The sequence below is a fragment of the Photobacterium jeanii genome (assembly GCF_001650345.1).
GTDB lineage: Bacteria > Pseudomonadota > Gammaproteobacteria > Enterobacterales > Vibrionaceae > Photobacterium > Photobacterium jeanii.
In genome coordinates this window covers 51,639-78,149 of record NZ_LVHF01000018.1, presented here as the reverse complement: position 1 = coordinate 78,149, position 26,511 = coordinate 51,639, and the positions used below count along the sequence as shown (strand labels likewise).

Below are 26,511 nucleotides of genomic sequence, written 5' to 3'. Positions count from 1 at the left end.
TAGAGAGTAATTTGCCACAGTTGAAAGAATTCAATGCTTAATTTTACCCAGAAGCGTAAAAGTGTATCACGACTCCTCGCGCCTGTAGCCCTTGCTGTGATTTTGGCGGGTTGTGGCTCTACACCACAACAAAGTGCCAGCATCGCAGATATCACGTCTGCAGCTCAACAAAGCTCTGCTTCCTACTTGGTGAAAGCGGAATCGTCAGCGGGTGCAGAAAGCATCAACTGGCACATTCTGGCACTGAAAGCCCTGATCAAAGAAGGCAGCTGGCCACAGGCAGAAAAGCAGGCGATGCGTTTATCTCGCATGTCGCTATCCCCTGTGCAGTTAGCAGAATGGCAACTGGCAAAAGCCACGCTTAGCTACCAACAAGCACAGCCACAACAAGCGTTAGAAACACTAAATTTCCAGCCGTGGTGGCAATTGTCGCCAAATCAGTACCGTCGCTACCACTTGTTACGCGCCGAACTGTTTACTCAAACCAAGCAAACATTCAAAGCGGCTCAAGCTCGTACGGCATTAGATCAATACCTAGCCCCGACCGCGAAAGCGGAAAACTGGCAAGCGTTGTGGACAGATTTATCGCATTACAGCAATAACCAATTGCAAAGCGTGACGTTTAGCGATGATGACAGTGTCCTACGTGGCTGGGTACAACTGGCGATCTTAAAAAATACCTACCTTGCTCGCCCAAGTCAGCTAAAAGGCGCGGTGGAAGAGTGGTTGGCAGCAAACCCTTATCACCCAGCGCACCAATATCTGCCAAGCGATCTTCAAGCCATCATGGACCTAGAAATTGCCCAGCTTGATAAAGTTGCGCTACTACTTCCGATGAGCGGACGCTTTGAAGCGCAAGGTAAAGCGGTGCGCGATGGTTTTATCAATGCCATGCTAGACGACGGTAACCGCGATGGCAGCACCGAACTGTCGATCTTCGATACCGAATCGGAAGCGATGAACAACATTCTTGGTAAGCTCAACCAAGACGGCGTTCAATTCGTGATTGGTCCACTGCGTAAAAACAAAGTGACCGAATTCCAGCAGCTCAACAGCGGTAAAATCACGCAACTGGCGTTAAACGAGCCAGCGCAATTGGATCTTCGTCAAGCCAACACTTGCTACTTCTCACTGTCACCAGAACAAGAGGCAGAGCAGGCAGCGCAGCACTTGTTTGCCAAAGGCCACCAGTTCCCTATGGTACTGGCGCCAAACAATAAGTTTGGTCAGCGTGTAAGCGCCGCTTTTGCTGAGCAATGGCAACAACTTACAGGTAAAGCACCACAACTAGAAACGTTCGGCTCGCGTAAGCAAATCCAGCAGCAAATTGCAGCTATTTTTGGCTTAACCGAAAGTCAGAATCGTATTAGCCAAATGCAAAAAGTGGTTGGTCGTTCGCTTGAGTCGCAACAACGTAGTCGCCGTGACACCGATGCGGTATACCTGATTGCCAATAAGGCTGAGCTCACCTTGCTTAAACCTTTCATTGATGTCGCTATCAACCCGGATCAAAAACCGCCGAAACTGTATGCAAGTTCTCGTGGAAACCCAGAGAAGAACGGTGATACCAGTGAGTTACGTGGCATCGAATTCAGTGATATCCCACTGTTGGTTGAACCTAATCAAAACTTCATGGCACGCTTTGACAACTTGTGGCCAAACAAAAACAATACCGCCGTGCGCTTACACGCCTTTGGTATGGATGCCTACAAGATGATCAACGAACTACCGCAAATGCAGGTGGTTGAGCACTACAGTACACCAGGAAAAACAGGTATCCTGAGTACAGATGAAAACTGTGTTGTGCAACGCCAGATCAGCTGGGCTGTGTTTACTAACAATGGCATTCAAGCCGCTCAATAAGCGTAAACTCGGTCAACAATACGAAGCCCTTGCCGAGCGCTACCTTCGCGCCCAAGGGCTTTTGCCGGTTACCCGAAACTTCCAGTGCCGCTCAGGCGAAATCGATCTCATCATGCGCGATGGCGAATTCTGGGTCTTCGTTGAAGTAAAATATCGTCATCAACACCAATACGGCACAGCTGTGGAAGCCGTCACCTGGCGTAAACAACAAAAATTAAAACGAGCCGCCCTCTTTTGGCTCAACAAACAAGGGTTATCAGCCGAGCAGTGTGCTATTCGGTTTGATATCGTCGCAATCCAAGGTTCTGAACACCATATTGAATGGTTAACGAATACCCTAGTGGAAGGTTAATCCATGCTAGAAAGCATCAAAGAAAGTTTTACTGAAAGTATCCAAACCCAAATTGCTGCCGCAGAGGCTCTGCCTGATGCGATCTCGCAAGCAGCACAAGTCATGGTACAAAGCCTGCTCAATGGCAATAAAATCCTATGTTGTGGTAACGGTGGCTCGGCAGCCAATGCCCAGCACTTTGCTTCTTGTATGATCAACCGCTTTGAGACTGAGCGCCCTAGCCTCCCAGCCCTAGCGCTAACTGCTGATACCACCACGCTAACTGCAGTGGCTAACGACTATCACCACGATGAAGTATTTTCCAAGCAAGTGCGCGCCCTAGGTCAAAAAGGCGATATCTTGTTCGTGCTATCGACCAGTGGTAACAGCAAGAACATCATCAAAGCGATGGAAGCCGCCCTCACTCGTGACATGACAATCATTGCGCTTACCGGTAAAGACGGCGGTGAAATGGCGGGACTACTTGGGATTCAAGATGTGGAAATTCGTATCCCATCCATGCGTACTTGCCGTATTCAGGAAGGTCACCTTTTAACGGTACACTGCCTCTGTGATTTGATTGACCAAGTACTGTTCCCACAACACGAGGGCTAATGGAATGAAAGCATGGCGATTATGCCTGATGGCTACCTGCCTATGGCTGATCCAAGGATGCGCGGGGATCACCGATGCTGATCCGCGCGGCGCTAAGCAACAGTGGTTTGATAAAGAAATCGAGATGGAAGTCGCAGGGCTCAGCAATAAACCGCCTTTCCGTCAGCAAGCTCGGATCAATGCCGCCTCTTACGAAGGCAATGTGCTGTTAATTGGGCAAGCAACTAGCCAAGACATCGCAAACAAATTGGCATACCAAGTGAAACAACTTAAGAATGTGAAGGCGATTTACAACCAAGTTCGCATCCGCTCACTACCCACTCTGGGCGATGTCAGTAAAGATAGCTGGATCACCACTAAAGTGAAATCCATGATGGTAGGCAGTAAGAAACTAAAAGACACCTCAATCAAGGTGATCACCGAAAACCAAGAGGTCTTCTTGCTTGGCTATGTGACCCAAGAGCAGGCGGATATTGCTACCGACATTGCCCGCAATGTTGATGGCGTGAAACAAGTGATCAAGGTGTTTGAATACCCTGAACAATAACCACTTGAAGCCTAATAGCGGTTACAGCGATAACATTCGCGCATAAAAAAACGCAGCCCAAAAGCTGCGTTTTTTATTTCATTGTATTGCTTACTTCACAACACGAAGACTTGGGCGACCACGAGGACGTGGCGGCTCATCATCTGGGTTGTCATCGTCAGAAGGGGTTGTTTCTGCCACACTCATTAATGGTGATGACTTCGTTTCTTCTTCCGGCGCTTCAACAATGCCTTCAATATCAGCATCGTCTTGCTCAAGACCAAAGTTTTCGAATGCTTCGCCATCGTGAACTTCGTAAGCGGGTTCTGGTTCAAACATAGTACCAGCGCCATTTTCACGACCGTAAATCGCAACAGCGGCATACAAAGGCACGATCACTGTGTGTGGTCGACCACCAAAGCGAGCATTGAAACTAACCGCTTCATTACCTAGCTCTAGGTTACCAACCGCACGTGGTGCAATATTCAATACAATCTGACCGTCGGTGACGAAATCCATTGGCACCTTTACACCAGGTAAAGTTGCATCCACCACAAGATGTGGCGTGAGCTCGTTATCCACCAACCAATCATAAAACGCGCGCAGCAAATAAGGGCGACGCGGCGTCATATTTTCGATATCCATTACTGGCCAGCCAAACGCATTTCGCGTTCTGCTTCAGTCAGAGATGCTAAGAATGAATCACGCTCGAATACGCGAGTCATGTAAGCTTTCACTTCTTTTGCACCAGCGCCACTTAGCTCGATACCCATTTCAGGTAGACGCCATAGTAGCGGAGCTAGGTAACAATCAACTAGGCTGAACTCATCACTCATGAAGTAAGAGAACTCAGCGAATACTGGCGCTAATGCCAATAGTTCTTCACGTAGTTGTTTACGCGCTTTGTCAGCTTCGTCTGCTGTGCTTTTCGCGATTTTTTCTGCTAGTGAGTACCAGTTACGTTCGATACGGTACATCATTAGACGACTATTACCACGCGCAACAGGGTAAACAGGCATTAGAGGTGGGTGAGGGAAACGCTCATCCAAGTACTCCATAATGATACCTGCTTGGTACAATGCCAACTCACGATCAACCAAGGTTGGTACAGAGTTGTACGGGTTCAGTTCTAGCAAATCTTCTGGCAGGTTGTTAGGATCAACCAGCTCGATCTCAACACTCACACCCTTTTCAGCTAGTACGATACGCACCTGATGGCTGTAGATATCCGAAGCATCAGAATACAGAGTCATCACAGAGCGTTTATTGGCAGCAACAGCCATCAACCCCTCCAGTATAATCAAGACATAAAAAACAATGGAGGCTCAATGCCCCCATTGCGGATTCTTAACCCATTAGATTACCCGATCAGTGGACATCACGCCAATATTCTTTCTTCAATAGTAGCGTTAGTACAAAGAATATAACGATAAAGCCCATCACCCACAGACCAAGATTCTGGCGCTCAAGTTTCATTGGCTCACCGGAGTATTCTAAGAAATTGACCAAATCACGGACCGCTTCGTCGTACTCTTCATCGTTAAGTTCACCGGTACCGTCCGATTGAATACCCACGTATTCTTGAACTTCTTCACCGTCAACTAAACGCGTTTCGTACGTCTTGCTTGGCACACCTTGCAACTCTTCTAGCACATGCGGCATCCCCACACTTGGGAATACCACGTTATTCACCCCAAATGGGCGACTAGGGTCTGCATAGAAAGAGCGTAAGTAGGTGTAAATCCAATCGGTACCACGAACACGTGCCACCAAAGTCAGATCCGGTGCTGGCGCACCAAACGAGTTCGCCGCATATTCGGTCGAAATCGCATTGGTCATCAGATCGCCGATCTTCGCATCACGATCAAAAATCATATTTTCGCGCATCAGATCAACCGGTATATCGAGGTCGTTTGCCACACGCTCATAGCGCTGATACTGAGTCGCATGACAGCCAAAACAGTAGTTCATGTACAGTTTGGCACCGCGCTGCAAAGACGCTTTATCTGATAAGTCATTGTTCGCCGCATCCAACGGCACCTTAGCACCTGCTGCCATAACCAGAGACGGCAGCAAAGCAAACAGCATTACCATCAATTTTTTCATTTGAATGTCACCCTCTCTGGTAGCGGTTTCGTTGCTTCGTTCTTACTGTAGAAGAACAGTAAAATGAAGAACATAAAGTAACCAAGACTAAAGATCTGCGCCATTAAGGTATAGGTTGGTGTCGCAGGCAATGCCCCCAAAATACCTAGCGCAATAAAGCTAATGGTGAACTGAATAATATTGATTAAGTGCAATTTGCTACGGTAGCGGTACGAACGTACTTTACAACGGTCGAACCACGGTAGTAGGAACAAGAACACAATCGATGCGCCCATCGCCACGACGCCCAGAAGCTTATCTGGAACCGCACGCAAGATGGCGTAAAACGGTGTGAAGTACCATACTGGCGCGATATGTTCAGGTGTTTTCAGTGGGTTTGCCGCTTCGAAGTTAGGTGGCTCAAGGAAGTAGCCGCCCATTTCTGGGTTAAAGAAAATCACGTAACTAAAGAAGAACGCAAACACCGCCACACCGACTAAGTCTTTCACCGTCCCGTAAGGATGGAATGGGATAGAGTCGATAATGTCGTATTTGCCACTGTATTGCTTATGGAATGGGAATTGTGTTTTGTACCCTTCTCCCTTGCTGCCTTTCGGTAACTTGGTGTCGATACCATCAGGGTTGTTCGAGCCGACTTCGTGCAGCGCAAGTACATGCAACACGACTAGCAATAGCAGCACTATCGGCAGCGCAATCACGTGCAGTGCGAAGAAACGGTTAAGGGTTGCCCCTGAGATCACATAGTCACCACGGATCCACAAGGTAAGATCATCACCAATCACTGGAATAGCACCAAACAGTGAGATGATCACTTGTGCGCCCCAGTAAGACATTTGGCCCCAAGGCAGTAGGTAGCCCATAAAGGCTTCAGCCATCAGTACCAAGAAAATCAGCATACCGAACAGCCACAGCAACTCGCGTGGTTTCTGGTATGAACCGTAAATCAAGCCCCGGAACATATGCAGATAAATCACCACGAAAAACGCCGAAGCGCCTGTCGAGTGCATATAACGTAATAGCCAACCGTATTCGACATCACGCATGATGTATTCGATCGACGCGAACGCACCATCACCCGATGGTACGTAATTCATGGTTAACCAAATACCTGTCACGATTTGGTTAACTAACACCAACATTGCCAGTGAGCCAAAGATGTACCAAAAGTTGAAGTTCTTTGGCATTGGGTATTCAGAGAGATGCTTTTTATAGGCATCCATCACTGGTAGGCGTTTTTCAATCCAACCGAGCAAACCATTCATTAGGCAACCTCCCCATCAACACCGACAATAATTGTGTTATCGTCCAAGAACTGGTGTGGTGGCACCACAAGGTTCAACGGTGCAGGTACCCCAGCAAATACGCGACCAGCCATATCGAACTTAGAGCCGTGACACGGACAGAAGAAACCGGCCGAAATACCACTGACTTGTTCGCTAAAGGTGTCAGGTAAATAAGTAGGGGAACAGCCAAGGTGGGTACAAATACCTACGGCAATAAAGATCTCAGGTTTAACTGAACGATAGCTATTTTGCGCATACTCTGGCTGCTGCGGCTCTTCCGACGAAGGGTCACGTAACTGGCCATCATGCCCATTTAATTGATCTAATACAGCTTTACTACGGCGCACGACCCAAACGGGTTTACCACGCCACTCGACGCGAACCATTTGGCCATCTTCTAACTTACTGATATCAACTTCAACAGGTGCCCCTGCCGCTTTGGCGCGTGCACTTGGATTCCAAGATTTGATAAAAGGCACGGCGACAGCGACTGCACCCAAGCCTCCAACAACCGAAGTCGTCGCAGTTAGGAAGCGGCGGCGGCCGTTACTTACTGGCGCATTGCTCATCCAACATTCTCCCATGTACTCCCGCTCTGGATTCTTATTATTTCCTTATGCGTCCCTGGAGCTACGGCTAACTTTAACGGAACGACACAACAACCGTTCAGGTTTAATAAATTTTAGTTGTTGTTATCTCGTAAAATGATAAAGAAAACCCTACTTTTTGACAAGATAAAGCTACTTTTTTGCAACAAATGTGAGAGGTATGTTCTTTTTGTATTAAATTGCAAGAAACATTATGCAGCTTGGTAAGGAAAATGAGGGCTAAGTGCCGATGAATAGCGGAAAAACACGGAAATGACCGGAGTTAGCCTTTGAACGAAAACGAATGTAAAGACGTGCTACTTAATGCTATTACGGTCACATTAAGTCGGGTAAATGTGACATAAACGTTATGACACTGACTATGGCGGACAAAGAAGGGAAAATACGTGCTAGGTGAGTAATAGATCAAAAAAAAGCCCAACCCGAAGGTTGAGCTTTTTCGTACACAGTAACCAGAATAAATTCTGGCGCGTAATATTAACGCTTAGAGAACTGTGGACGACGACGTGCTTTACGTAGACCAACTTTCTTACGTTCAACACAACGTGCATCACGAGTAACGTAACCCGCAGCGCGTAGAGTTGGACGTAGAGTCTCATCGTACTCCATAAGAGCGCGAGTGATACCGTGACGGATAGCACCAGATTGACCAGTGATACCACCACCTTTAACAGTGATGTATAGGTCAAGCTTCTCAGTCATTTCAACTAGCTCTAGAGGTTGACGAACAACCATACGAGCAGTTTCACGACCGAAGTATTCTTCGATGCTACGCTTGTTGATTACGATGTTGCCAGTACCCGGTTTGATGAAAACGCGAGCAGCTGAGCTTTTGCGACGGCCAGTGCCGTAGTATTGTTTCTCTGCCATTGTCATAATCCCCAATTAGATGTCTAGTACTTTAGGCTGCTGTGCAGCGTGGTTGTGCTCAGTACCTGCGTAAACTTTAAGCTTACGGTACATTGCACGGCCTAGAGGACCCTTAGGAAGCATGCCTTTAACAGCAGTTTCGATAACCATTTCTGGTTTCTTATCGATAAGCTTTTCAAAGCTGATAGACTTAAGACCACCAATGAAGCCAGTGTGGCGGTGGTACATTTTGTCAGTCTTCTTAGCGCCAGTTACAGCAACTTTTTCTGCGTTGATAACTACGATGTAGTCACCAGTGTCAACGTGCGGAGTGTACTCCGGCTTGTGCTTACCACGTAGACGAGATGCGATTTCAGTTGCTAGACGACCAAGAGTTTTACCTTCAGCGTCAACAACATACCAGTCACGTTTTACAGTTTCTGGTTTAGCAACGAAAGTTTTCATGCTAATTATTACCCGATTTAAATTGATTCACTTTCTAAGGAGCATTAATGCTCCCATCTGTACAGAGCCCCAGTCATCACCCCTTCGAGTGGTTGGCACTCCCGGCTTTTGCCGTTACAGGTACGGTGGGTCGCAAGATTATAGGGAAGGGTGGAGAAAAAATCACCTTTTTTTCAAAAAAAAATGAGATTTTTTGTTCCAAATGAAATTAAAAGCAAAAAAGGCCAAATCTGCTGTCTTTTAGCACTGCGTTTTGACCTTTTTTAACCAAGTTAACTGTACCGCTGTCACGCACTAAACCTAAGCTACAAGCCTGTTGCGATCAGTAAAGCTATCGCCAGCCAATACCTTTGGCATAAATTTCCACCAAAGGCAGGCTTTATGCAGCTAGCATAACCCATGCCGCCCTAAGGTAAATGTGGCTTCGCCAAATAATCATGGCTTTGCATTTCGATTAACCGCGAGCAGCAGCGTTTAAATTCAAAGGCTAAACGCTCGCCTTGGTATAAGTCCTCTAACGCCACTTCCGCAGACATAATCAACTTAACGTTGCGCTCATAAAACTCATCGACCATGGCGATAAAACGTCGTGCCGCATCGCTTTGCTCCTCCCCCATTACGGTCACTTCAGACAGTAAAACACTGTGGTAAAGCTGAGCGATTTCCATGTAGTCGCTTTGGCTACGCGCACTTTGACATAAGGTATCAAAGCTAAAGTGCACGACGCCTTCGGCTTCATGACGGGTCGGCAAATCACGGTTATTAATGGTGATCGTGATATCACGCTGGCGAGGCTCAACAGACAACTGCTGAAAATAGCGGTCGATATTACGCTCGGCAATATCATCGAGCGGAAAATGGTAAATCTCAGCCTGCTCTAACGTTCGAAGGCGGTAATCAACCCCTGAGTCCACATTCACCACTTGGCAGTGCTGCTTAATCAACTCAATCGCAGGTAAAAAACGGGCGCGCTGAAGACCGTTACGGTACAAGTCATCTGGTGGAATGTTTGAGGTTGCGACTAAAGTGATCCCCCGCGCAAATAAAGCTTCAAACAAGGTACCTAAGATCATGGCATCGGTAATGTCAGACACAAAAAACTCATCAAAACAAATAATGTCGGCTTCTTGCTTAAACGTGTCCGCCACGATTTCCAGCGGATCGCTCTGCTCCGCTAGCTGGTTCAATTCATGATGAACACGATGCATGAAGCGATGAAAATGCATCCGCATTTTACGTTCAATCGGTAAACACTCGTAGAAAGTATCGACCAAATAGGTCTTGCCTCGCCCTACTCCGCCCCAAAAGTACAGCCCCTGTTCAGGTTGATTGCTTAGGGTGTGATCACGTTTAAATAAACGTTCGAAGAAAGAGTGTTTCACTTCGGGTTTAGGTGCCAACATGCGATGGTACAAGCCATCAAGGTGGGCAACTGCATTCGCCTGTGCCTCATCGGCAAAGAAGTCTTCACGCTGTAAGTCTTGGTGATATTGTTCGAGTGGTGTCATCCTTTTTGATACCTAACGCATCCCATCTTTAGCAACGAATAGTACCATGGCCGATAGAGTGCATGTATAGTTAATACACAGGCATTAACCTCGTTTTTAATTCAGTCAAAAGGAGTTTTTCATGGCTTGGATTTATGCGCTACTCATTTTTGCTGCGGGTGCACTGATTGGCATTTTCGCAGCTCGCTTAGGCAATAAAAGCCTTAAGCAGCAGAAAGAACTACAAAAAGATCTTGATAAATCAAAGTACGAACTAGAGCAATACCGTCAAGAATTGGTAGATCATTTTGCTCGCAGTGCTGAGCTGCTAGATAACATTGCGAAAGACTACAGCAAGCTTTACGAGCACATGGCGAAAACATCAACCGAGTTGATGCCAAACCTACCTGCGCAAGATAACCCATTCGCGCATCGCATCAGCACCCTAGAGCCGGTAAAAGACACACCTGAAGTGGCTGATCAACCGCGTGACTACGCGAACGGTGCGACCGGTTTATTAAAAGATAAGCCTGAAGAAATTGTTGAAGCGCCAAAGGCAAGCTAAGCCTTTCCAGCCAATACTTTAATGAAAATCACAGCAAAATATCGCATAGACTATTTTGCGTAAAATGCGATTTTTTTGAACTTCACTCCGGTTTACGAGTCATACAAACACTTGTAATACCGGAGTATTTCATGATGAAAAAACCTTTGCTTGTTTTAAGTGCGTTAGCATTAGGTATCAGTTCTATACTTACCCCAGTTACCGCCACAGCAGCCCTGCCCCTAACAGTCAATAATCAACAAATGCCAAGCCTAGCGCCGATGCTAGAGCAAGTGACGCCGGCTGTTGTCAGCATTGCAATCGAAGGCAAGCACGTTTCTCGTCAACGTGTGCCAGAATCTTTCCGCTTTTTCTTTGGTCCTGACTTCCCTACCGAGCAAGTTCGCGAACAGCCTTTCCGCGGCTTAGGTTCAGGCGTGGTTGTCGATGCCAAGAAAGGGTATGTCGTCACTAACCACCATGTCATCGAGGGTGCTGACACCATCTTGGTTCAGTTATCCGATGGACGTGAAGTCAATGCCGAGTTAATTGGCAGCGATAAGATGTCAGATATCGCGCTCCTCAAACTCGAAGATGCCGATAACCTTACCGAAATCAAAATTGCCGACTCCGATAGCCTACGCGTTGGGGACTTTGCCGTTGCCATTGGTAACCCATTTGGCCTAGGTCAGACGGTTACCTCGGGGATTATTTCAGCCCTTGGTCGCAGTGGTCTTAATATCGAGAACTTTGAAAACTTTATTCAAACTGATGCCGCGATTAACAGCGGTAACTCGGGCGGTGCCTTGGTGAACCTAAACGGTGAGCTGATTGGTATCAATACCGCGATTCTTGGTCCTAATGGCGGCAACGTAGGGATTGGCTTTGCGATCCCAGCCAACATGGTGAAAAGCTTGAGCGAGCAAATCCTTGAGTTTGGCGAAGTCAAACGTGGTGTGCTTGGGGTACAAGGTGGCGAACTCACCGCAGAGCTCGCCGAAACCTTTGGCTATGAAACCAACCACGGCGCCTTTGTTAGCCAAGTACTGCCGGATTCAGCAGCATCAGAAGCTGGTTTAAAAGCTGGTGATATCATCACCTCGATTAACGGCAAACAAATCCAAACCTTTGGTGAGCTACGAGCGAAAATTGCGACGTTAGGTGCGGGAAAAACAGTGACCCTCGGCGTGGTACGTGATGGCAAAGAGAAAACCTTCAAAGTTACCTTGCGTGAATCAAGCCAAGCAAAAGTGAAAGCCGACAGCCTTCACAAAGGTCTGGCTGGTGCTGAATTTGCAAATACGACTAGCAGCGATGGCGTAAAAGGTGTCAAGGTAACTAACCTTGATGAGCGTTCGATGGCTGCACGTTATGGCCTTCAAAAAGATGACATCATCATTGGTCTTAACCGTCAGCCAATTCGCAACCTCGGTGAGCTACGTAAAGCGCTCGACAAGCAACCGAATGTATTAGCACTAGAAGTGCAACGAGATAACACAGTGCTATACCTAGTGATCCGTTAATACCGATCGCGATAAATTAATGAATCATCACCGCTGGGCAACCGGCGGTGATTTTTTATATCACTCTCTTTCAAATACAGCCATATTCATCTGCGCCAAGCATTTATTCAAAGACTTCGTCAGTGAGTATTCACACAAATTGAACAATACTTGTTGCTGAAGGCGACACAATGATATCCTCACGCCATTAGGATCAAGATGTTAAGTTAGGAGCATTAATGCTGGCATTTATTCTTCGCTCGATTGTACTCGGTGTGATCACAGCTGCTGCCTTACTTATAGCCATCCCCGACTTACGTACCAAAATGACCACCCCAGAAGTCAGCATCGCGGACAATAAACCGCTCAATGCTGCTCAGCTGTCATTTAATTATGCGGTACGCCGTGCCTCTCCAGCCGTGGTCAATATCTACAACCGCCGTTACAACGCGGAAGCCCAACTCAAGCTCAGTACCCAAGGACTTGGCTCTGGGGTGATCATGAGTGATAAAGGCTATATCGTCACCAACTACCATGTTGTTGCCGAAGCCGATCAGGTCATTGTTGCACTCCAAGATGGTCGCCTGTTCACCGCGCAACTAATAGGTAAAGACCGCCGTACCGATATCGCGGTACTGAAAGTCCAAGCAGAAAACTTACCCGTGATCCCAACCAATGCTAAATACACCCCAGCGGTTGGTGATGTGGTATTGGCCATAGGTAACCCCTACAACCTAGGGCAAACCACAACCTATGGCATTATTTCCGCCACTGGTCGTGCTGGGATGAGTTTTTACGGTCGCCAAGATTTCTTACAAACCGATGCCGCCATTAACAATGGTAACTCTGGTGGCGCATTGGTAAATACCCGAGGTGAACTGGTTGGTATTAACACCGCCTCATTCCAGCAAGCAACCGATATTGAAACTTACGGGATCTCGTTTGCGATTCCTTATGAGTTGACCCATAAAATCATGAACAAACTGATTGCCGATGGACGCGTGATCCGCGGTTATATCGGCATTGACGGCCGTGAAATCAACCCTGTGATGGCACGCTTATACGATGCCGAGCAAATCAATGGGGTAATTGTGATGGGGATGGATCCTAACGGTCCAGCCAAACGCGCAGGCTTCCAAATTCAAGACATTATTCTTGAAATTAACGGGAAACCAGTGACGGGTAAACGTAACGTCCAAGATATCGTGACTGATTTGCGCCCTGGCACTCGAGCTAAAATCAAAGCATTACGTAAAGGTGAGCCGATCTTCATCGATGTGTTAATTGGTGACGACCCAACAGAAGAGCTGCCGTAGTCATTACCTTCTGTTACAAAAGCCTCCAGATACAAAAACGCCTCGCAATTGCGAGACGTTTTTAAATCTAGCGTGACCGAGCTTTGACTCGTTAGCCCAAAAGATTAACCGTCGATGCGCTCAATCTTCATGCCCAAGCCACTGAACTTTTCTTCAATGTGCTCGTAACCACGATCGATATGGTAGATACGATCAACAATGGTTTCACCTTCAGCGATGCTACCCGCAATAACTAAGCTTGCAGAAGCACGCAAATCGGTCGCCATCACTTGTGCACCGCTCAAACCATCAGTATCACCACAAATAACAGTGTTACCTTCGATTTCAGCGTGAGCGCCCATACGGATAAGCTCTGGGATATGCATGAAACGGTTTTCAAAAATCGTTTCGGTAATGATACCAGTCCCTTTTGCGATCAAGTTCAATAGTGAGAACTGCGCTTGCATATCGGTAGGGAAACCTGGGTGTGGTGCTGTGCGGATGTTTACCGCTTTCAGCTCACGATCAGTCATATCAAGGCTGATCCAGTCTTCACCAGTTTCAATCGCCGCACCCGCTTCTTCTAGCTTAGCTAGCGCCGCTTCTAGCAGCGATGGACGCGTGTTACGACAAAGGATCTTACCGCCAGATACCGCAGCAGCCACCAAGAAAGTGCCTGTTTCGATACGATCCGGAACCACGCGGTGATAACCACCACCAAGACGCTCAACACCTTCGATAGTAATGGTGTCAGTACCCGCACCAGAAATCTTGGCACCCAATGCATTTAAGAAATCAGCGGTATCAACGATTTCAGGTTCACGCGCTGCGTTCTCAATCACAGTCGTGCCTTCCGCAAGGGTTGCCGCAGACATGATAGTCACTGTCGCACCAACGCTCACTTTATCCATTACGATATGAGCAGCTTGCAGACGACCGTCTACCGTCGCTTTCACATAACCTTCTTCCAAGGTAATGCTCGCGCCCAGTTGCTCTAGACCGCTAATGTGCAAATCCACAGGACGAGCACCAATCGCACAACCACCCGGTAGCGATACTTGACCTTGACCGAAGCGAGCCACTAATGGACCCAAAGCCCAAATAGATGCACGCATGGTTTTCACTAAGTCATACGGAGCACAAAACTCGTTAACGCCACTCGCATCAACGTGCACCGAACCATTACGCGAAACTTTAGCACCTAAGCGGCCCAATAATTCCATAGTGGTATCAATGTCACGTAGCTTAGGTACGTTCGCTACTTCAACTGGCTCTTCAGCCAATAGCGCAGCAAACAAGATCGGCAATGCTGCATTCTTAGCACCAGAAATGGAGACTTCGCCGCTCAGTGGGCCACCGCCCTGGATTCGAAATTTCTGCATCATAACCTCTTATAGTGACATCAATTTTTTGTCACGAGCCCATTCTTCAGGCGTGTAAGTTTTAATGCTTAGCGCATGGATTTCATTCGATGAAATCTGTGCCATTAACGGGGCATAAATCGCTTGCTGTTTTTTCACACGGCTCATGCCTTCAAACATAGTACCAACAGCAATCACTTCGTAATGACTACCTTCACCTTTCACAATGACTTCATCAAGTTCTAAGGCGTTTTCAAGAAGTTGTTTAATTTCAGAGATTTCCACAATCTTTCCTCTTTGCTGCTCAGGTGATGTTGGCAGCGAATAATGAATCCACATGGCTAAGGCGAAGCAAGGTATTGAGTTGCTCTGGCACATGGTGCAACGTTAAGTGTCCACCAGAGTGAGCAACGGCTTGGCAAAGATGCAATAGCATTACCATGCCCGCTGAATCAACGCGTTCAACCGCAGACAAATCGAGCGTCACTTGGCTTTCTGTCGGCAGCCAAGCGGCACGTTGTCGCCAAAATGCGGAGACTGTGTCACGTTCTAAGCGACCTGACAAGCAATAATCACCGTCAGCTCGCTTTTGCCATTTGACCTCAGTTAGCGTGGTTGGCGTCGCCATTACTTTTTCGCCTCACGACGAATTGGTTTAGCGGCTAATGTTTTCAAGGTATTAGTTACAGCATCAACCCCTTCAGTGCGAAGCTGACCACTCCATTCACTCTGTTTAGTGGAGATCATGCTCACCCCTTCCGCCACCATATCGTAGCCTTGCCATTCGTTAGTCTTTTTGTTCTTACGCAGTTTGAAGTCCAAACGAATCGGTGGACGCTGCTTATCGATAATATCAACCCGCACTGACACTATACTGCGATCTGCAGGTACAGCCTTGGCAGGTTCAATGTTAATTTCTTGGTCCGTGTACTGGGTCAGCACTTGCGCATACGATGCAACAAGGTAGTCAGTAAAAGCCGCCACAAACGCATTGCGCTGCTCTTTGGTCGTTTTCTTTAATTGTGGACCTAATACTTTATAAGCGGCATAACGGCTGTTTACATAAGGAAGTAACTCTTGCTGTACCACAACACGCAAGTGCTCTGGATTCTGGCTGATCTGTGCCTGCTCAGCTTTCAAACGGGCGAACATGGTAGTCGACACCACGTCCATCATTTTATAAGGATCGGTTTTATCAACGGTTGCCGCCACTGCGCTTGTCACGCTCAGCAACAGACCTAATGCGCTAATCAGTAATGCTCGAATCATGGTGTCACTCCTTTCAATGCGCTATTTATCATCGCCGCCAATGCTATACAGCACCTGACCGATCATATCTTCTAATACTAATGCGGATTTGGTGTCTTCAATCAAATCGCCATTGCCCAGCATTTCAATATCGTCATCGACAAAGCCTGGGCTGATCCCTATGTATTGCTCACCCAGTAACCCCGAGGTCAAAATTGCCGCCGAGCTCGTTTCAGGGAAATAACCGTATTGCTTGTCGATAGCCATAACAACAACTGGGGTATAGCTTTCGCTATCTAGGGTAATACTGTTTACCTGCCCAACGGTCACACCACCCACTTTGATCGGAGAACGGACTTTTAAGCCACCAATATTGTCAAAATGGGCAGTCAGGTTATAACTGTCACGGTTACCTAAGCTCTTCACATCAGCGACCTGAAAGATCAAAACCAGCAAGGCAACAATGCCTGCCAATACAAAAGCGCCAACCCAAAGTTCTGTTTTTTTTGTTTGCATCTATTAATTCCCAAACATTAGCGCGGTCAGTACAAAGTCTAGCCCCAATACTGCCAGTGATGAGTTCACCACGGTACGCGTGGTAGCCTGACTGATCCCTTCCGAGGTTGGTACAGCATCGTAACCATTAAAGACCGCAATCCAAGTTACTGTAATCGCAAAGACTAACGCTTTGATTAAACTGTTGCCGATGTCATAACCCAGTTCGACAGACGACTGCATCACCGACCAGAAACTGCCGTAATCAATTCCTTTCCAATCAACACCAACCAGCTGTCCGCCCCAGATACCAACGGCAATGAAAATCATCGCCAGTAGTGGCATCGAGATCACTCCCGCCCAAAAGCGCGGCGCAATCACACGGCGCAGCGGATCAACCGCCATCATTTCCATACTAGATAGTTGCTCTGTTGCTTTCATCAAGCCAATTTCTGCCGTAAGTGCAGAGCCTGCACGCCCTGCAAACAGCAATGCTGTTACCACAGGACCTAATTCGCGCAACAGCGACAAAGCCACCATCTGACCTAGGCTGGTTTCCGCGCCGAAATCCACCAGCACAATAAAGCCTTGGAGACTCAACACCATGCCGATAAATAAGCCTGAAACCAAAATGATTGCCACTGAACGAACACCTACGGAGTACAGTTGCGTCAGAAGCAAAGGCCACATTTTGGCTGGTTGCGGACGACACCAAAGTGCGCCCCACAACATTAAGGTTGCGCGACCAATCGCCTCACAACGTTCTAAGGTGATACGACCTAGACGGCGAATCCAATCAATCATTCATGACCGCCTTTAAATTATGAAGAAAACAGCGATTCAGCCAATGGCTGCGCTGGGTATTGAAAACGAACAGGTCCATCGGCATTCCCATCCAGAAACTGTCGTATTTGCGGGTCTTGGTTGGCACGTAATTCATCCGGGCTACCGCCACCAATAATTTTACCGTCAAAGAGTAAATACACTTGATCGGCAATGCTCATTACTTCTGGGACATCGTGCGAGACAATCACAGATGTAACCCCCAAAGCTTGGTTCATATCGCGGATCAGTTTCACCAGCACACCCATGGTGATGGGGTCTTGGCCGACAAAAGGTTCGTCGTACATAATGAGCTCTGGGTCTAGCGCAATTGAACGTGCGAGCGCAGCACGACGCGCCATCCCCCCCGATAACTCATTAGGCATAAGTTCAGCCGCACCCCGCAGCCCTACGGCTTCCAATTTCAGCAACACCAAGGTGCGCAATAAGTCCTCGGGTAAATCAGTGTGTTCACGAAGGGGAAAAGCAATATTGTCGAACACCGTCATGTCGGTGAACAAGGCGCCAGATTGAAACAACATACTCATGCGTTTACGCACTTGGTACAGCTGTTTACGGCTCAAGGCTGGAATATTGTGACCGTCGAACAACACCTCACCGTGATCAGGCTGAAGCTGACCTCCAATCAAGCGTAATAATGTGGTTTTACCGATCCCGGACGGCCCCATAATGGCTGTCACTTTACCTTTGGGTACTTCAATGCTGACGTTATCAAAAATACGCCTTTCACCACGCATAAAAGTCAGGTTTTTGATCGATACAAGCGAATCGGTTGGCGTCATAACATTCCTGTTAGCAAGGGCATCCTGAAACTCTCATTTTACTTAGCTACCTGCATAGCAAAAAAGATAAGCGACAGATAATAATAAAGATAATACATGCAACTCAAGAAAATAACTGTCAGTTTCCAGTTATTTCCTCGTAAATTGCTGGTCAATTAGCGAAATCAACAACACTGTAAGAAACTGAATCGCGAAGCGGTCATCGTGCTCGATTGACGCTCTATTAAAGGGTTATCACTTCATATTCACAAAATATGAGAAACAATCATAAGAATTTCACCGTGTTTATCCTTCCCTTTTGACCAGCTAAACGTCAAAATTGCTCTCTTAACACATTTAATTTAATTAAATTCAAAAAGGGATATCAATGCTTGAAGCCATTGTCTTACTTTGTATCGGTTTAGCGTTACTGGTGTGGAGTGCAGATCGTCTAGTGTTTGGTGCCGCGGCACTGGCAAAAAACCTTGGCGTTGCACCGTTAATCATCGGTATGACCATTCTCGCAATGGGCTCTTCTGCACCTGAAATGATGGTGTCAGCAACGGCTGCACTTGCAGGAAAAACGGATACTGCAGTCGGTAACGTGCTGGGTTCAAACATTGCGAATATCGCCCTTATTTTGGGTTTAACCGCGCTTATCAAACCTCTTGCTGTTAGCTCTGACATTATCCGTCGTGAGCTACCGCTGATGATGGTCGTCACCCTTATCGCAGGTGCTCTGCTATGGGACAGCCACCTTGGCTTTATGGAAGGCATCTTGCTGGTCATTTTATTTGTGGCCTTCTTGCTCGCCATGCTTCATATCAGCCGTAAAGCCAAAGCCAGCGGTGATCCCCTTGCAGAGGAGCAAGAGTCCGAAATCCCTGATGGTGTTAGCAATACCGCTGCAACTATCTGGGTGATTGTTGGTCTTGTTCTGTTACCTTACGCCGCGAGCATGCTAGTTGATTCCGCTGTCGTGATTGCTAAACACTTCGGCATGAGTGACTTGGTGATCGGTCTGACGATTATCGCTATCGGTACTAGCCTGCCAGAGCTTGCTGCCTCTATCGCCAGCATCTTCAAAGGCGAAGACGACATGGCCGTCGGCAACATCATCGGCTCGAACGTTTTTAACATCCTAGCGGTAATGGGTATCCCTGGAATCTTAAACCCATCGGTACTCAGTCCACTCGCCATGGGACGTGACTTCTACGTCATGTTGGCAGTATCGGTACTGTTGGTACTCATGGCTCTTGGAAAGCGTCGTCAAATCAACCGTATAGAAGGTGGTATCCTTGTGTGCTGCTTTATCGCCTATCAGGCTTATCTGTTTTATAATGTAGCCGCTTAACGGAGATTCTATGATGTCGCACATGTTTGATTTTTGCGCTCACGGGCGCAAAGTAATGGAAATTGAAGTCGATGCGCTGCACAACATTCAGCAGTACATCAATAGTGAGTTTGCTGCAGCCTGTGAGCTAATTTACCAATGTAAAGGTAAAGTGATCGTCATGGGTATGGGTAAGTCAGGTCATATCGGTAACAAGATTGCCGCGACCCTGGCAAGTACAGGTACACCTGCGTTTTTCGTTCACCCTGGTGAAGCCAGCCATGGCGATCTCGGGATGATCACCGAAGACGATGTGGTACTAGCAATTTCCAACTCAGGTGAGGCATCTGAGATCATGGCACTCTTGCCTGTGATCAAACGCTTGGGGATCCCGCTGATCAGCATGACGGGCAAGCCAGAATCAAGCATGGCGAAGTTTGCCCAAATTCATCTTCAAATTACGGTCGAGAAAGAAGCCTGCCCACTAAACTTAGCGCCAACGTCAAGCACCACAGCGACTTTGGTTATGGGTGATGCCCTGGCAATTGCGGTGATGGAAGCGCGCGGTTTTACTGCTGACGATTTTGCCCTCTCGCACCCAGGTGGCGCACTCGGACGCAAACTACTCATGCGTATTAGTGACGTGATGCACAAAGGCGATCTACTGCCAATCGTTAGCGAGCAAGCAACCATCAAAGACGCGCTGCTTGAGGTCTCGAAGAAAGGTCTTGGCATGACGGCGGTAGTTGATGACAACAACTTCCTAACGGGTATCTTCACCGATGGTGATCTACGCCGTTTACTCGATAATCGCGTTGATATTCATAACACCTCCATTGGTGAGGTAATGACACGCAACCCATCAACCATTTCGCCAAACATCTTAGCGGCGGAAGGATTAAAAGTGATGGAAGATAAGAAAATTAATGGCCTGCTGGTAACGGAAAACAACCAGCTGGTTGGTGCGCTAAACATGCACGATCTGCTAAAAGCCGGAGTAATGTAATGGCGCAAATCGAAACTATTTACGGCCCTGTTGGTCAAAACGTATATCACAGTGCGAAAGAAATCCGCCTATTGATCTGTGATGTCGACGGTGTGTTTTCTGATGGTCGCATCTACATGGGTAACGAAGGTGAAGAATTAAAAACCTTCCATACCCGTGATGGCTACGGTATTAAGTCGCTCATGGGTGCTGGCGTTGAAATCGCCATTATTACTGGTCGTAAGTCAGCGATCGTTGAAAACCGTATGTCTGCGTTGGGCATCAAGCATGTCTACCAAGGGCAAGACAACAAACTGGCTGCCTATGCAGATATTCAAGCCAACCTGAATATTGCACCCGAGCACACCGCTTACATCGGTGATGACTTGATTGACTGGCCTGTGATGGAAAAAGTGGGTCTGTCGGTTTGTGTCGCTGATGGTCACCCGCTGTTAGCACGCCGTGCTGACTTCGTGACGCGTATTCAAGGTGGCTACGGTGCGGTACGTGAAGTGTGCGACCTGATCCTCGAAGCGAAAGGCGAACTCGACAAACATAAAGGTTTAAGTATATGACCTTACACAAGCTGCTCTACACCTTCGCGTTTATCGTGTGTGTAGTGACAGGCTTTTATTTATTCGACAAATATTGGCAAGACGATGTTCAGGTAACCCCTGATGCTGAAAAGCCAATGTTTACTGGTAGCGTGGTCACCAATACCGCTTATACCGAAGCGGGTGTTCGTAGCTATCAAGTTGACTCGGATTATCTTGAGCACTTCAGTAGCACTGGCGATACCGACTTTACTAAGCCTGTACTCTGGGTCTTTCGTGACGGTAGCGAGACCGAGTGGCGTATCAGTTCTAATGATGCCACACTCGATCAAGATCAGATCCTCTACATGAAAGGTAATGTTCGGATCTTCAACTTACTGCCAGAGTCGACCTTAAAAGTGATTCAAACCGATACCTTACGTATCGATTTGATCAGCAAAGATTTTGATACCTCTGATCATGTCACCATGACGGGCGATGCCTTTATTAACGAAGGTGATGGAATGACAGGGAACATGGATCGCAGTGTGGCGACCCTACTTAAAAACGTAAAAGGTAGATATGAATCTATTCAAAATTAGTACCTTACTTTGCCTGTGTATCAGCGCATCAAGCTGGGCACTAAGCAACGATACCGAGCAGCCTATCTACATTGATTCTGATAAGCAGGATCTTGATATGCAAAACAATACCGTGACCTTTACCGGTAACGTTATTTTGCGCCAAGGCAGTATCGATATTCGCGCAGATAAAGTCGTGGTAACGCGTCCTGGCGGTAAAAGCGGTCAAGAAGTGATTGACGCTTATGGTAAACCTGCGACTTTCCATCAAGTAATGGATGACGGTAAACCTATCGACGGTGAAGCATTAGAAATGCGCTACGAAACCTCGATCGAGTTTCTGAAAATGACCAACGAAGCCTTGTTGATCCAAGACGGCAGTGAGATCCGCGGTAAAGTCATCACCTATAAAATTGATGAACAAAAACTCGCGGCACAAAGTGGCGATAAGAAACGCGTCACCACTATCTTGCAGCCGAACCAACTCAACTCGAATAAGAAATAAGCACGACATGGCAACGTTAAAAGCAGAACATCTCGCGAAAAGCTACAACGGCCGTAAAGTGGTGTCGGATGTAAGTCTTGAAGTGAAATCAGGCGAAATCGTAGGCCTCCTTGGGCCAAACGGTGCAGGTAAAACTACCTCGTTCTACATGATCGTGGGCTTGGTTGCGCGTGATGAAGGCAATATCACCATTGATGATGTTGATATCAGCCTTCAACCCATGCACAACCGTTCACGCATGGGTATCGGTTATCTGCCACAGGAAGCCTCGATCTTCCGTCGCCTGAGCGTACACGACAACTTGATGGCGGTACTGCAAACCCGCAAAGAGTTGAGCCGTGAAGAACGCCAAGACAAGCTGGAAGAATTATTGGATGAATTCAACATACAGCACATTCGTAACAGCCTAGGTATGGCATTATCAGGGGGTGAACGCCGCCGTGTCGAGATTGCTCGCGCGCTAGCTGCCAACCCTAAATTCATCCTACTTGATGAACCTTTTGCGGGTGTAGACCCAATCTCTGTGATTGATATCAAGAAGATCATCGAGCACCTACGTGATCGTGGTTTAGGCGTTCTGATCACCGACCATAACGTTCGTGAAACTCTCGATGTATGTGAACACGCATACATTGTTAGCCAAGGGCAACTAATTGCTCATGGTTCACCGAGCGACGTTCTGAACGATGAACACGTAAAACGTGTTTATCTGGGCGACCAGTTCCGTCTATAGTTAGATATAGATCGGCACGCACAACAATAACGACAAGGTGCATATATACCAATGAAAACCTCGCTCCAGCTCAAGCTAGGCCAACAACTTGCAATGACGCCGCAACTGCAACAAGCCATCCGCTTATTGCAGCTTTCGACTTTGGATTTACAACAAGAAATCCAAGAAGCTCTCGATGCAAACCCATTACTTGAACTGGATGAAAGCGAGCACAGCACCGACGATAAAGCCAACGAAAACAACGAGGTTGAGGTTTCAGCACAAGACAATAGTCAAGATGCGGAACCAGAACCTTTCGACACCTCAGAAGTGATCGAACAACGCGAAATGCCCGAAGATCTGCCTGTTGATACCACTTGGGACGATGTCTACAGTGCAGGCACTGGCAGTACTGGGATCAGCGTCGATGACGAGATGCCGCTATACCAAGGTGAAACCACCGAGTCACTGCAGGATTACCTAATGTGGCAGGTGCAACTGACCCCATTTAGCGAAACTGATCTCGCCATCGCCACCGCAATCATCGATGCCATTGATGAAAAAGGCTACCTGACCTGCTCAACCGAAGACATCCTCGACAGCCTTGGCGTTGAAGAGGTTGAACTCGATGAAGTGGAAGCGGTACTCAAACGCATTCAGCAATTCGATCCTCTGGGTGTTGCTTCACGCAGCTTACAAGAATGTTTATTGCTACAGTTGGCCACCTACCCGGAAGATACCCCATGGTTAGCGGAAGCCAAGCATATTCTTGAGCATCACATTGGTTTGCTCGGTAACCGTGATTACCGCCAACTCATGCGTGAGACCAAGCTGAAAGAGCCCGAGTTAAAAGCGGTGATGCAGCTGATCCACTGTTTAGACCCGCGTCCGGGTAACCATGTCATTTCGTCAGAGACCGAGTACGTCGTGCCGGATGTGTCGGTATTTAAAGACAACGGTAAGTGGGTAGTCACCATCAACCCTGATAGCGTGCCGCGGATCAAGGTCAACGAACAGTATGCAGCGCTTAGCAAAAACACCCGTAACAGCGCTGATAGCCAATTTATTCGCACCCATTTACAAGATGCGAAGTGGCTCATAAAAAGCTTAGAAAGCCGTAACGAAACCTTGTTAAAAGTGGCACGATGTATTGTCGAACACCAACAAGATTTCTTCGAATATGGTGAAGAGGCTATGAAGCCAATGGTGCTTAACGACATCGCTCTCGATGTTGATATGCACGAATCCACCATCTCACGGGTTACTACCCAAAAATACATGCATACACCACGTGGCATTTTTGAGCTGAAATACTTCTTCTCAAGCCATGTTAGTACGGATAACGGCGGCGAATGCTCGTCTACGGCGATCCGTGCTCTTGTCAAGAAACTGGTTGCCGCAGAGAACCAAGCGAAACCATTAAGTGATAGTAAGATTGCAACATTATTGGCGGAACAAGGCATCATGGTAGCGCGACGAACAATCGCCAAATACCGTGAATCACTTGGGATCCCACCATCGAACCAACGTAAACGTTTGATCTAGCTTTAGCGCCTCAAACGCCCAACAGAAGGAAGATGTCTATGCAAATCAATCTCACAGGACACCATGTGGAAGTTACGGATTCCATGCGTGACTATGTACACACTAAGTTTGAAAAGCTTGAACGTTTCTTTGACAAAATTAATAATGTCCATGTGATTTTAAATGTTGAAAAATTGCAGCAGGTTGCCGAAGCGACCTTGCACATTAACAATGGTGAAATCCACGCCAAAGCGGATTCAGAAGATATGTATGCCGCTATCGACGCGCTAACCGATAAACTCGTGCGCCAACTCAACAAACACAAAGATAAACTCAATAGCCATTAATCATGCAACTGAGAACGGTATTGAGCTTGGACTGCACTAAAAGTGCAGTCCATTGCTCTAGTAAGAAGCGCGCCCTCGAAATCATTAGTGAAATCGCTGCGCAGCGCTTGGACCAGAACCCCCAGCCTTTGTTTGAGTGTATGCTCAACCGAGAGAAAATGGGCAGTACAGGCATAGGCAATGGCATCGCCATTCCCCACGGCCGCATCACTCACAGTGACGAAGCCATCGCCATACTCATCCAATGTGATAACCCTATCGAATTTGATGCTATCGACAACCAACCCGTCGACCTGCTATTTGCATTACTCGTTCCCGACGCACAATGCAAAGAACATCTCAAAACCCTTTCAAGCATGGCTGAAAAGCTCAGCGATAAGCAGATCTGTAAGCAATTACGCACTGCTAAAAGCGATCAAGAGCTTTATCAAATCATGACCAATGACTCATAATGTCTTTAACCCTATCCCCGCTGTTTGAGGAAATGTCGCCATGATGCTAATGGTCGTGAGTGGTCGTTCCGGCTCAGGAAAGTCTGTGGCTCTTCGTGTACTCGAAGATCTCGGTTACTACTGTGTCGACAACCTACCGGTAAACCTACTGCCCCAATTCATCAGTACGGTTGAAAACAACCAACAAGATATTGCGGTCAGTATCGACGTACGCAACATGCCGAGCCAAGCAGGTGAAGTTCAAAAGATCTTGGACTCACTGAGCAGCCAACTCGATGTCAATGTGATGTTCTTGGATGCTGACGACAAAGAACTGGTTAAACGCTATAGCGAAACCCGCCGCTTGCACCCTTTGTCGCGTAACAATATGAGCTTGGAGCAGGCTATCCAATCGGAAAGCCAGATCCTATCAGACATCAAAGAGCATGCCGACCTGGTGATCGACACCACCAAGCAATCCATTCATGATCTCAGTGAAACTGTACGCTCACGGGTATTAGGTCGTGAAAATCGCGAACTGATCATGGTGTTTGAATCCTTTGGCTTTAAGCACGGGTTACCAACCGATGCCGACTATGTGTTCGACGTTCGCTTCTTACCAAACCCACACTGGGTTCCCGAGCTCAAACCACAAACAGGGGTGGATTTAGGGGTTCAAGAATTTCTCTCTAGCCATCCAGAAGTTAACCAGCTAATCAATCAAATCCGCAACTTCATCGAAACTTGGTTACCTATGCTGGAGAAAAACAACCGCAGCTACTTAACCATTGCGATTGGTTGTACCGGCGGTCAACACCGCTCTGTGTATGTGGCAGATCAGCTCGCTACTCACTTTGAGCACGCTGGGCAGCAAGTGCAAGTTCGCCACCGTACCTTGGAAGGCTTGATATGAGCCAGTTGTGCCGCGAGGTTTTCATCAAAAACCGCCTCGGGCTTCACGCTCGCGCCGCGATCAAACTCGTTGAATTAGCGCAAAGCTTTGATGCCACGGTGACTATCTGCAATACGCATAAGCAAGCCACCGCAGACAGCGTGATGGGCTTACTCATGCTTGAGTCAGCCCAAGGGCAACAAGTCACGGTAAGTGCTGAAGGACCTCAAGCTCAGCCAGCGTTAGAGGCCGTTATCGCCCTCATCGAAGCCGGTTTCGACGAAGAAAACTAACCCTAGCTTTTAATTTGTAGCACGCGGATAAAGCATTAACCTTGGCTTATCCGCTGCTATCTTGCTGATAACAAGCAACATCTCCTGATATCTCTTTCTTTCGGTGTTTCAGTGCTTTTTTGACTGTCCCATGAATTTTGCAACGACTCTCAATTCTGGTGAGACAACGACCGCATTATTGCGTTAAAATTCA

33 protein-coding genes are annotated in these 26,511 nt (G+C 47.4%); 18 read left to right on the top strand and 15 right to left on the bottom strand.

The window, feature by feature from the left end:
* Positions 1–33: 33 nt before the first annotated feature.
* From A3K86_RS10360 to A3K86_RS10345, 4 genes are read left to right on the top strand one after another with little or no spacing between them, the layout of a single operon-like run.
* On the top strand, positions 34–1,863 hold the full coding sequence (locus A3K86_RS10360) for a penicillin-binding protein activator (RefSeq protein WP_068330824.1): 1,830 nt from the start codon (positions 34–36) through the stop codon (positions 1,861–1,863).
* The gene (locus A3K86_RS10355; RefSeq protein ID WP_068330823.1) at positions 1,841–2,215 is read left to right on the top strand and encodes a YraN family protein; all 375 of its coding nucleotides are present in this window, start codon (positions 1,841–1,843) and stop codon (positions 2,213–2,215) included. Before A3K86_RS10360 ends, A3K86_RS10355 begins: the two co-directional genes overlap by 23 nt.
* A 3-nt stretch (positions 2,216–2,218) precedes the next feature.
* Positions 2,219–2,809 carry a phosphoheptose isomerase gene (locus A3K86_RS10350; protein ID WP_068330822.1) on the top strand — a complete coding sequence of 197 codons (591 nt, stop codon included), beginning with the start codon at positions 2,219–2,221 and terminating at the stop codon, positions 2,807–2,809.
* 4 nt (positions 2,810–2,813) lie between these two features.
* Positions 2,814–3,356 carry a BON domain-containing protein gene (locus tag A3K86_RS10345; protein WP_068330821.1) on the top strand — a complete coding sequence of 181 codons (543 nt, stop codon included), beginning with the start codon at positions 2,814–2,816 and terminating at the stop codon, positions 3,354–3,356.
* A 90-nt stretch (positions 3,357–3,446) separates the two neighbouring features.
* Here the strand turns inward: A3K86_RS10345 and sspB are convergent, their stop codons facing one another.
* The 8 genes from sspB to zapE all read right to left on the bottom strand — a co-directional run bounded on the left by sspB (position 3,447) and on the right by zapE (position 10,154).
* Positions 3,447–3,980 carry a ClpXP protease specificity-enhancing factor gene (gene sspB, locus A3K86_RS10340; RefSeq protein ID WP_068330820.1) on the bottom strand — a complete coding sequence of 178 codons (534 nt, stop codon included), beginning with the start codon at positions 3,978–3,980 and terminating at the stop codon, positions 3,447–3,449.
* Positions 3,980–4,618 (bottom strand): stringent starvation protein SspA, encoded by a 639-nt coding sequence (sspA, locus tag A3K86_RS10335; RefSeq protein WP_068330819.1) that lies wholly within the window; start codon positions 4,616–4,618, stop codon positions 3,980–3,982. The genes sspB and sspA overlap by 1 nt, the downstream gene beginning before the upstream one ends.
* An 85-nt stretch (positions 4,619–4,703) precedes the next feature.
* Positions 4,704–5,441: a cytochrome c1 gene (locus tag A3K86_RS10330; RefSeq protein WP_068330818.1), complete on the bottom strand. Its 738-nt coding sequence runs from the start codon at positions 5,439–5,441 to the stop codon at positions 4,704–4,706.
* Positions 5,438–6,703: a cytochrome b gene (locus A3K86_RS10325; protein ID WP_068330817.1), complete on the bottom strand. Its 1,266-nt coding sequence runs from the start codon at positions 6,701–6,703 to the stop codon at positions 5,438–5,440. The genes A3K86_RS10330 and A3K86_RS10325 overlap by 4 nt, the downstream gene beginning before the upstream one ends.
* Positions 6,703–7,293, bottom strand: coding sequence for a ubiquinol-cytochrome c reductase iron-sulfur subunit (petA, locus tag A3K86_RS10320; protein WP_068330816.1), 591 nt, complete (start codon positions 7,291–7,293; stop codon positions 6,703–6,705). The genes A3K86_RS10325 and petA overlap by 1 nt, the downstream gene beginning before the upstream one ends.
* Positions 7,294–7,809: 516 nt before the next feature.
* The gene (gene rpsI / locus A3K86_RS10315; RefSeq protein ID WP_068330815.1) at positions 7,810–8,202 is read right to left on the bottom strand and encodes a 30S ribosomal protein S9; all 393 of its coding nucleotides are present in this window, start codon (positions 8,200–8,202) and stop codon (positions 7,810–7,812) included.
* Positions 8,203–8,217: 15 nt separating this feature from the next.
* A complete protein-coding gene (gene rplM, locus A3K86_RS10310; RefSeq protein ID WP_048899223.1) occupies positions 8,218–8,646 on the bottom strand; it encodes a 50S ribosomal protein L13 in 429 nt (142 codons plus the stop codon).
* A 407-nt stretch (positions 8,647–9,053) separates the two neighbouring features.
* Positions 9,054–10,154, bottom strand: coding sequence for a cell division protein ZapE (zapE, locus tag A3K86_RS10305; RefSeq protein ID WP_068330814.1), 1,101 nt, complete (start codon positions 10,152–10,154; stop codon positions 9,054–9,056).
* 121 nt (positions 10,155–10,275) lie between these two features.
* Here zapE and zapG point away from each other — a divergent pair, with 121 nt between their 5' ends.
* The 3 genes from zapG (at position 10,276) to degS (ending at position 13,495) form a co-directional block, all read left to right on the top strand.
* Positions 10,276–10,698, top strand: a complete 423-nt coding sequence (zapG, locus tag A3K86_RS10300) for a Z-ring associated protein ZapG (RefSeq protein ID WP_068330813.1) — start codon at positions 10,276–10,278, stop codon at positions 10,696–10,698.
* 134 nt (positions 10,699–10,832) lie between these two features.
* Positions 10,833–12,200: a Do family serine endopeptidase gene (locus A3K86_RS10295; RefSeq protein WP_068330887.1), complete on the top strand. Its 1,368-nt coding sequence runs from the start codon at positions 10,833–10,835 to the stop codon at positions 12,198–12,200.
* Positions 12,201–12,418: 218 nt separating this feature from the next.
* Positions 12,419–13,495, top strand: coding sequence for an outer membrane-stress sensor serine endopeptidase DegS (degS, locus tag A3K86_RS10290; protein WP_068330812.1), 1,077 nt, complete (start codon positions 12,419–12,421; stop codon positions 13,493–13,495).
* A 104-nt stretch (positions 13,496–13,599) separates the two neighbouring features.
* Here degS and murA read toward each other — a convergent pair whose 3' ends face one another.
* From murA to mlaF, 7 genes are read right to left on the bottom strand one after another with little or no spacing between them, the layout of a single operon-like run.
* The gene (gene murA, locus A3K86_RS10285; protein WP_068330811.1) at positions 13,600–14,856 is read right to left on the bottom strand and encodes a UDP-N-acetylglucosamine 1-carboxyvinyltransferase; all 1,257 of its coding nucleotides are present in this window, start codon (positions 14,854–14,856) and stop codon (positions 13,600–13,602) included.
* Positions 14,857–14,865: 9 nt separating this feature from the next.
* Positions 14,866–15,120, bottom strand: a complete 255-nt coding sequence (gene ibaG / locus A3K86_RS10280) for a BolA family iron metabolism protein IbaG (RefSeq protein WP_068330810.1) — start codon at positions 15,118–15,120, stop codon at positions 14,866–14,868.
* A 19-nt stretch (positions 15,121–15,139) separates the two neighbouring features.
* Positions 15,140–15,463, bottom strand: coding sequence for an STAS domain-containing protein (locus A3K86_RS10275; protein ID WP_068330809.1), 324 nt, complete (start codon positions 15,461–15,463; stop codon positions 15,140–15,142).
* Positions 15,463–16,104, bottom strand: coding sequence for a phospholipid-binding protein MlaC (gene mlaC, locus A3K86_RS10270; protein ID WP_068330808.1), 642 nt, complete (start codon positions 16,102–16,104; stop codon positions 15,463–15,465). Before mlaC ends, A3K86_RS10275 begins: the two co-directional genes overlap by 1 nt.
* A 21-nt stretch (positions 16,105–16,125) precedes the next feature.
* Positions 16,126–16,599, bottom strand: coding sequence for an outer membrane lipid asymmetry maintenance protein MlaD (gene mlaD / locus A3K86_RS10265; RefSeq protein ID WP_068330807.1), 474 nt, complete (start codon positions 16,597–16,599; stop codon positions 16,126–16,128).
* Between the two features lie 3 nt (positions 16,600–16,602).
* Positions 16,603–17,382 carry a lipid asymmetry maintenance ABC transporter permease subunit MlaE gene (mlaE, locus tag A3K86_RS10260; RefSeq protein ID WP_068330806.1) on the bottom strand — a complete coding sequence of 260 codons (780 nt, stop codon included), beginning with the start codon at positions 17,380–17,382 and terminating at the stop codon, positions 16,603–16,605.
* A 17-nt stretch (positions 17,383–17,399) separates the two neighbouring features.
* Positions 17,400–18,203: a phospholipid ABC transporter ATP-binding protein MlaF gene (gene mlaF, locus A3K86_RS10255; RefSeq protein WP_068330805.1), complete on the bottom strand. Its 804-nt coding sequence runs from the start codon at positions 18,201–18,203 to the stop codon at positions 17,400–17,402.
* Between the two features lie 367 nt (positions 18,204–18,570).
* Here mlaF and A3K86_RS10250 point away from each other — a divergent pair, with 367 nt between their 5' ends.
* From A3K86_RS10250 to A3K86_RS10200, 11 genes are read left to right on the top strand one after another with little or no spacing between them, the layout of a single operon-like run.
* Positions 18,571–19,536: a calcium/sodium antiporter gene (locus A3K86_RS10250; RefSeq protein WP_068330804.1), complete on the top strand. Its 966-nt coding sequence runs from the start codon at positions 18,571–18,573 to the stop codon at positions 19,534–19,536.
* A 13-nt stretch (positions 19,537–19,549) separates the two neighbouring features.
* Entirely contained in the window at positions 19,550–20,521 is a 972-nt protein-coding gene (gene kdsD / locus A3K86_RS10245) for an arabinose-5-phosphate isomerase KdsD (RefSeq protein ID WP_068330886.1), read from the top strand.
* On the top strand, positions 20,521–21,075 hold the full coding sequence (gene kdsC / locus A3K86_RS10240) for a 3-deoxy-manno-octulosonate-8-phosphatase KdsC (protein WP_068330803.1): 555 nt from the start codon (positions 20,521–20,523) through the stop codon (positions 21,073–21,075). The genes kdsD and kdsC overlap by 1 nt, the downstream gene beginning before the upstream one ends.
* Positions 21,072–21,635, top strand: a complete 564-nt coding sequence (lptC, locus tag A3K86_RS10235; protein WP_068330802.1) for an LPS export ABC transporter periplasmic protein LptC — start codon at positions 21,072–21,074, stop codon at positions 21,633–21,635. The genes kdsC and lptC overlap by 4 nt, the downstream gene beginning before the upstream one ends.
* Positions 21,616–22,119: a lipopolysaccharide transport periplasmic protein LptA gene (gene lptA, locus A3K86_RS10230; RefSeq protein ID WP_068330801.1), complete on the top strand. Its 504-nt coding sequence runs from the start codon at positions 21,616–21,618 to the stop codon at positions 22,117–22,119. The genes lptC and lptA overlap by 20 nt, the downstream gene beginning before the upstream one ends.
* Positions 22,120–22,126: 7 nt before the next feature.
* Positions 22,127–22,852, top strand: coding sequence for an LPS export ABC transporter ATP-binding protein (gene lptB / locus A3K86_RS10225; protein ID WP_068330800.1), 726 nt, complete (start codon positions 22,127–22,129; stop codon positions 22,850–22,852).
* A 51-nt stretch (positions 22,853–22,903) separates the two neighbouring features.
* A complete protein-coding gene (locus A3K86_RS10220) occupies positions 22,904–24,376 on the top strand; it encodes an RNA polymerase factor sigma-54 (RefSeq protein WP_068330799.1) in 1,473 nt (490 codons plus the stop codon).
* A gap of 38 nt (positions 24,377–24,414) precedes the next feature.
* Entirely contained in the window at positions 24,415–24,702 is a 288-nt protein-coding gene (hpf, locus tag A3K86_RS10215) for a ribosome hibernation promoting factor (protein WP_068330798.1), read from the top strand.
* Positions 24,703–24,704: 2 nt separating this feature from the next.
* Positions 24,705–25,154: a PTS IIA-like nitrogen regulatory protein PtsN gene (ptsN, locus tag A3K86_RS10210; protein ID WP_068330797.1), complete on the top strand. Its 450-nt coding sequence runs from the start codon at positions 24,705–24,707 to the stop codon at positions 25,152–25,154.
* Between the two features lie 40 nt (positions 25,155–25,194).
* Positions 25,195–26,046, top strand: a complete 852-nt coding sequence (gene rapZ / locus A3K86_RS10205) for an RNase adapter RapZ (protein WP_068330796.1) — start codon at positions 25,195–25,197, stop codon at positions 26,044–26,046.
* Entirely contained in the window at positions 26,043–26,318 is a 276-nt protein-coding gene (locus A3K86_RS10200) for an HPr family phosphocarrier protein (protein WP_068330795.1), read from the top strand. The genes rapZ and A3K86_RS10200 overlap by 4 nt, the downstream gene beginning before the upstream one ends.
* Positions 26,319–26,511: the final 193 nt, after the last annotated feature.

Excerpts from the sequence above, each read along its gene's own strand:
- A3K86_RS10360 (WP_068330824.1), top strand. The coding sequence starts at position 34 with ATGCTTAATTTTACCCAGAAGCGTAAAAGTGTATCACGACTCCTCGCG.
- A3K86_RS10355 (WP_068330823.1), top strand. The coding sequence starts at position 1,841 with ATGGCATTCAAGCCGCTCAATAAGCGTAAACTCGGTCAACAATACGAA.
- A3K86_RS10350 (WP_068330822.1), top strand. The coding sequence starts at position 2,219 with ATGCTAGAAAGCATCAAAGAAAGTTTTACTGAAAGTATCCAAACCCAA.
- A3K86_RS10345 (WP_068330821.1), top strand. The coding sequence starts at position 2,814 with ATGAAAGCATGGCGATTATGCCTGATGGCTACCTGCCTATGGCTGATC.
- sspB (WP_068330820.1), bottom strand. The coding sequence starts at position 3,980 with ATGGATATCGAAAATATGACGCCGCGTCGCCCTTATTTGCTGCGCGCG.
- sspA (WP_068330819.1), bottom strand. The coding sequence starts at position 4,618 with ATGGCTGTTGCTGCCAATAAACGCTCTGTGATGACTCTGTATTCTGAT.
- A3K86_RS10330 (WP_068330818.1), bottom strand. The coding sequence starts at position 5,441 with ATGAAAAAATTGATGGTAATGCTGTTTGCTTTGCTGCCGTCTCTGGTT.
- A3K86_RS10325 (WP_068330817.1), bottom strand. The coding sequence starts at position 6,703 with ATGAATGGTTTGCTCGGTTGGATTGAAAAACGCCTACCAGTGATGGAT.
- petA (WP_068330816.1), bottom strand. The coding sequence starts at position 7,293 with ATGAGCAATGCGCCAGTAAGTAACGGCCGCCGCCGCTTCCTAACTGCG.
- rpsI (WP_068330815.1), bottom strand. The coding sequence starts at position 8,202 with ATGGCAGAGAAACAATACTACGGCACTGGCCGTCGCAAAAGCTCAGCT.
- rplM (WP_048899223.1), bottom strand. The coding sequence starts at position 8,646 with ATGAAAACTTTCGTTGCTAAACCAGAAACTGTAAAACGTGACTGGTAT.
- zapE (WP_068330814.1), bottom strand. The coding sequence starts at position 10,154 with ATGACACCACTCGAACAATATCACCAAGACTTACAGCGTGAAGACTTC.
- zapG (WP_068330813.1), top strand. The coding sequence starts at position 10,276 with ATGGCTTGGATTTATGCGCTACTCATTTTTGCTGCGGGTGCACTGATT.
- A3K86_RS10295 (WP_068330887.1), top strand. The coding sequence starts at position 10,833 with ATGAAAAAACCTTTGCTTGTTTTAAGTGCGTTAGCATTAGGTATCAGT.
- degS (WP_068330812.1), top strand. The coding sequence starts at position 12,419 with ATGCTGGCATTTATTCTTCGCTCGATTGTACTCGGTGTGATCACAGCT.
- murA (WP_068330811.1), bottom strand. The coding sequence starts at position 14,856 with ATGCAGAAATTTCGAATCCAGGGCGGTGGCCCACTGAGCGGCGAAGTC.
- A3K86_RS10275 (WP_068330809.1), bottom strand. The coding sequence starts at position 15,463 with ATGGCGACGCCAACCACGCTAACTGAGGTCAAATGGCAAAAGCGAGCT.
- mlaC (WP_068330808.1), bottom strand. The coding sequence starts at position 16,104 with ATGATTCGAGCATTACTGATTAGCGCATTAGGTCTGTTGCTGAGCGTG.
- mlaD (WP_068330807.1), bottom strand. The coding sequence starts at position 16,599 with ATGCAAACAAAAAAAACAGAACTTTGGGTTGGCGCTTTTGTATTGGCA.
- mlaE (WP_068330806.1), bottom strand. The coding sequence starts at position 17,382 with ATGATTGATTGGATTCGCCGTCTAGGTCGTATCACCTTAGAACGTTGT.
- mlaF (WP_068330805.1), bottom strand. The coding sequence starts at position 18,203 with ATGACGCCAACCGATTCGCTTGTATCGATCAAAAACCTGACTTTTATG.
- A3K86_RS10250 (WP_068330804.1), top strand. The coding sequence starts at position 18,571 with ATGCTTGAAGCCATTGTCTTACTTTGTATCGGTTTAGCGTTACTGGTG.
- kdsD (WP_068330886.1), top strand. The coding sequence starts at position 19,550 with ATGTCGCACATGTTTGATTTTTGCGCTCACGGGCGCAAAGTAATGGAA.
- kdsC (WP_068330803.1), top strand. The coding sequence starts at position 20,521 with ATGGCGCAAATCGAAACTATTTACGGCCCTGTTGGTCAAAACGTATAT.
- lptC (WP_068330802.1), top strand. The coding sequence starts at position 21,072 with ATGACCTTACACAAGCTGCTCTACACCTTCGCGTTTATCGTGTGTGTA.
- lptA (WP_068330801.1), top strand. The coding sequence starts at position 21,616 with ATGAATCTATTCAAAATTAGTACCTTACTTTGCCTGTGTATCAGCGCA.
- lptB (WP_068330800.1), top strand. The coding sequence starts at position 22,127 with ATGGCAACGTTAAAAGCAGAACATCTCGCGAAAAGCTACAACGGCCGT.
- A3K86_RS10220 (WP_068330799.1), top strand. The coding sequence starts at position 22,904 with ATGAAAACCTCGCTCCAGCTCAAGCTAGGCCAACAACTTGCAATGACG.
- hpf (WP_068330798.1), top strand. The coding sequence starts at position 24,415 with ATGCAAATCAATCTCACAGGACACCATGTGGAAGTTACGGATTCCATG.
- ptsN (WP_068330797.1), top strand. The coding sequence starts at position 24,705 with ATGCAACTGAGAACGGTATTGAGCTTGGACTGCACTAAAAGTGCAGTC.
- rapZ (WP_068330796.1), top strand. The coding sequence starts at position 25,195 with ATGATGCTAATGGTCGTGAGTGGTCGTTCCGGCTCAGGAAAGTCTGTG.
- A3K86_RS10200 (WP_068330795.1), top strand. The coding sequence starts at position 26,043 with ATGAGCCAGTTGTGCCGCGAGGTTTTCATCAAAAACCGCCTCGGGCTT.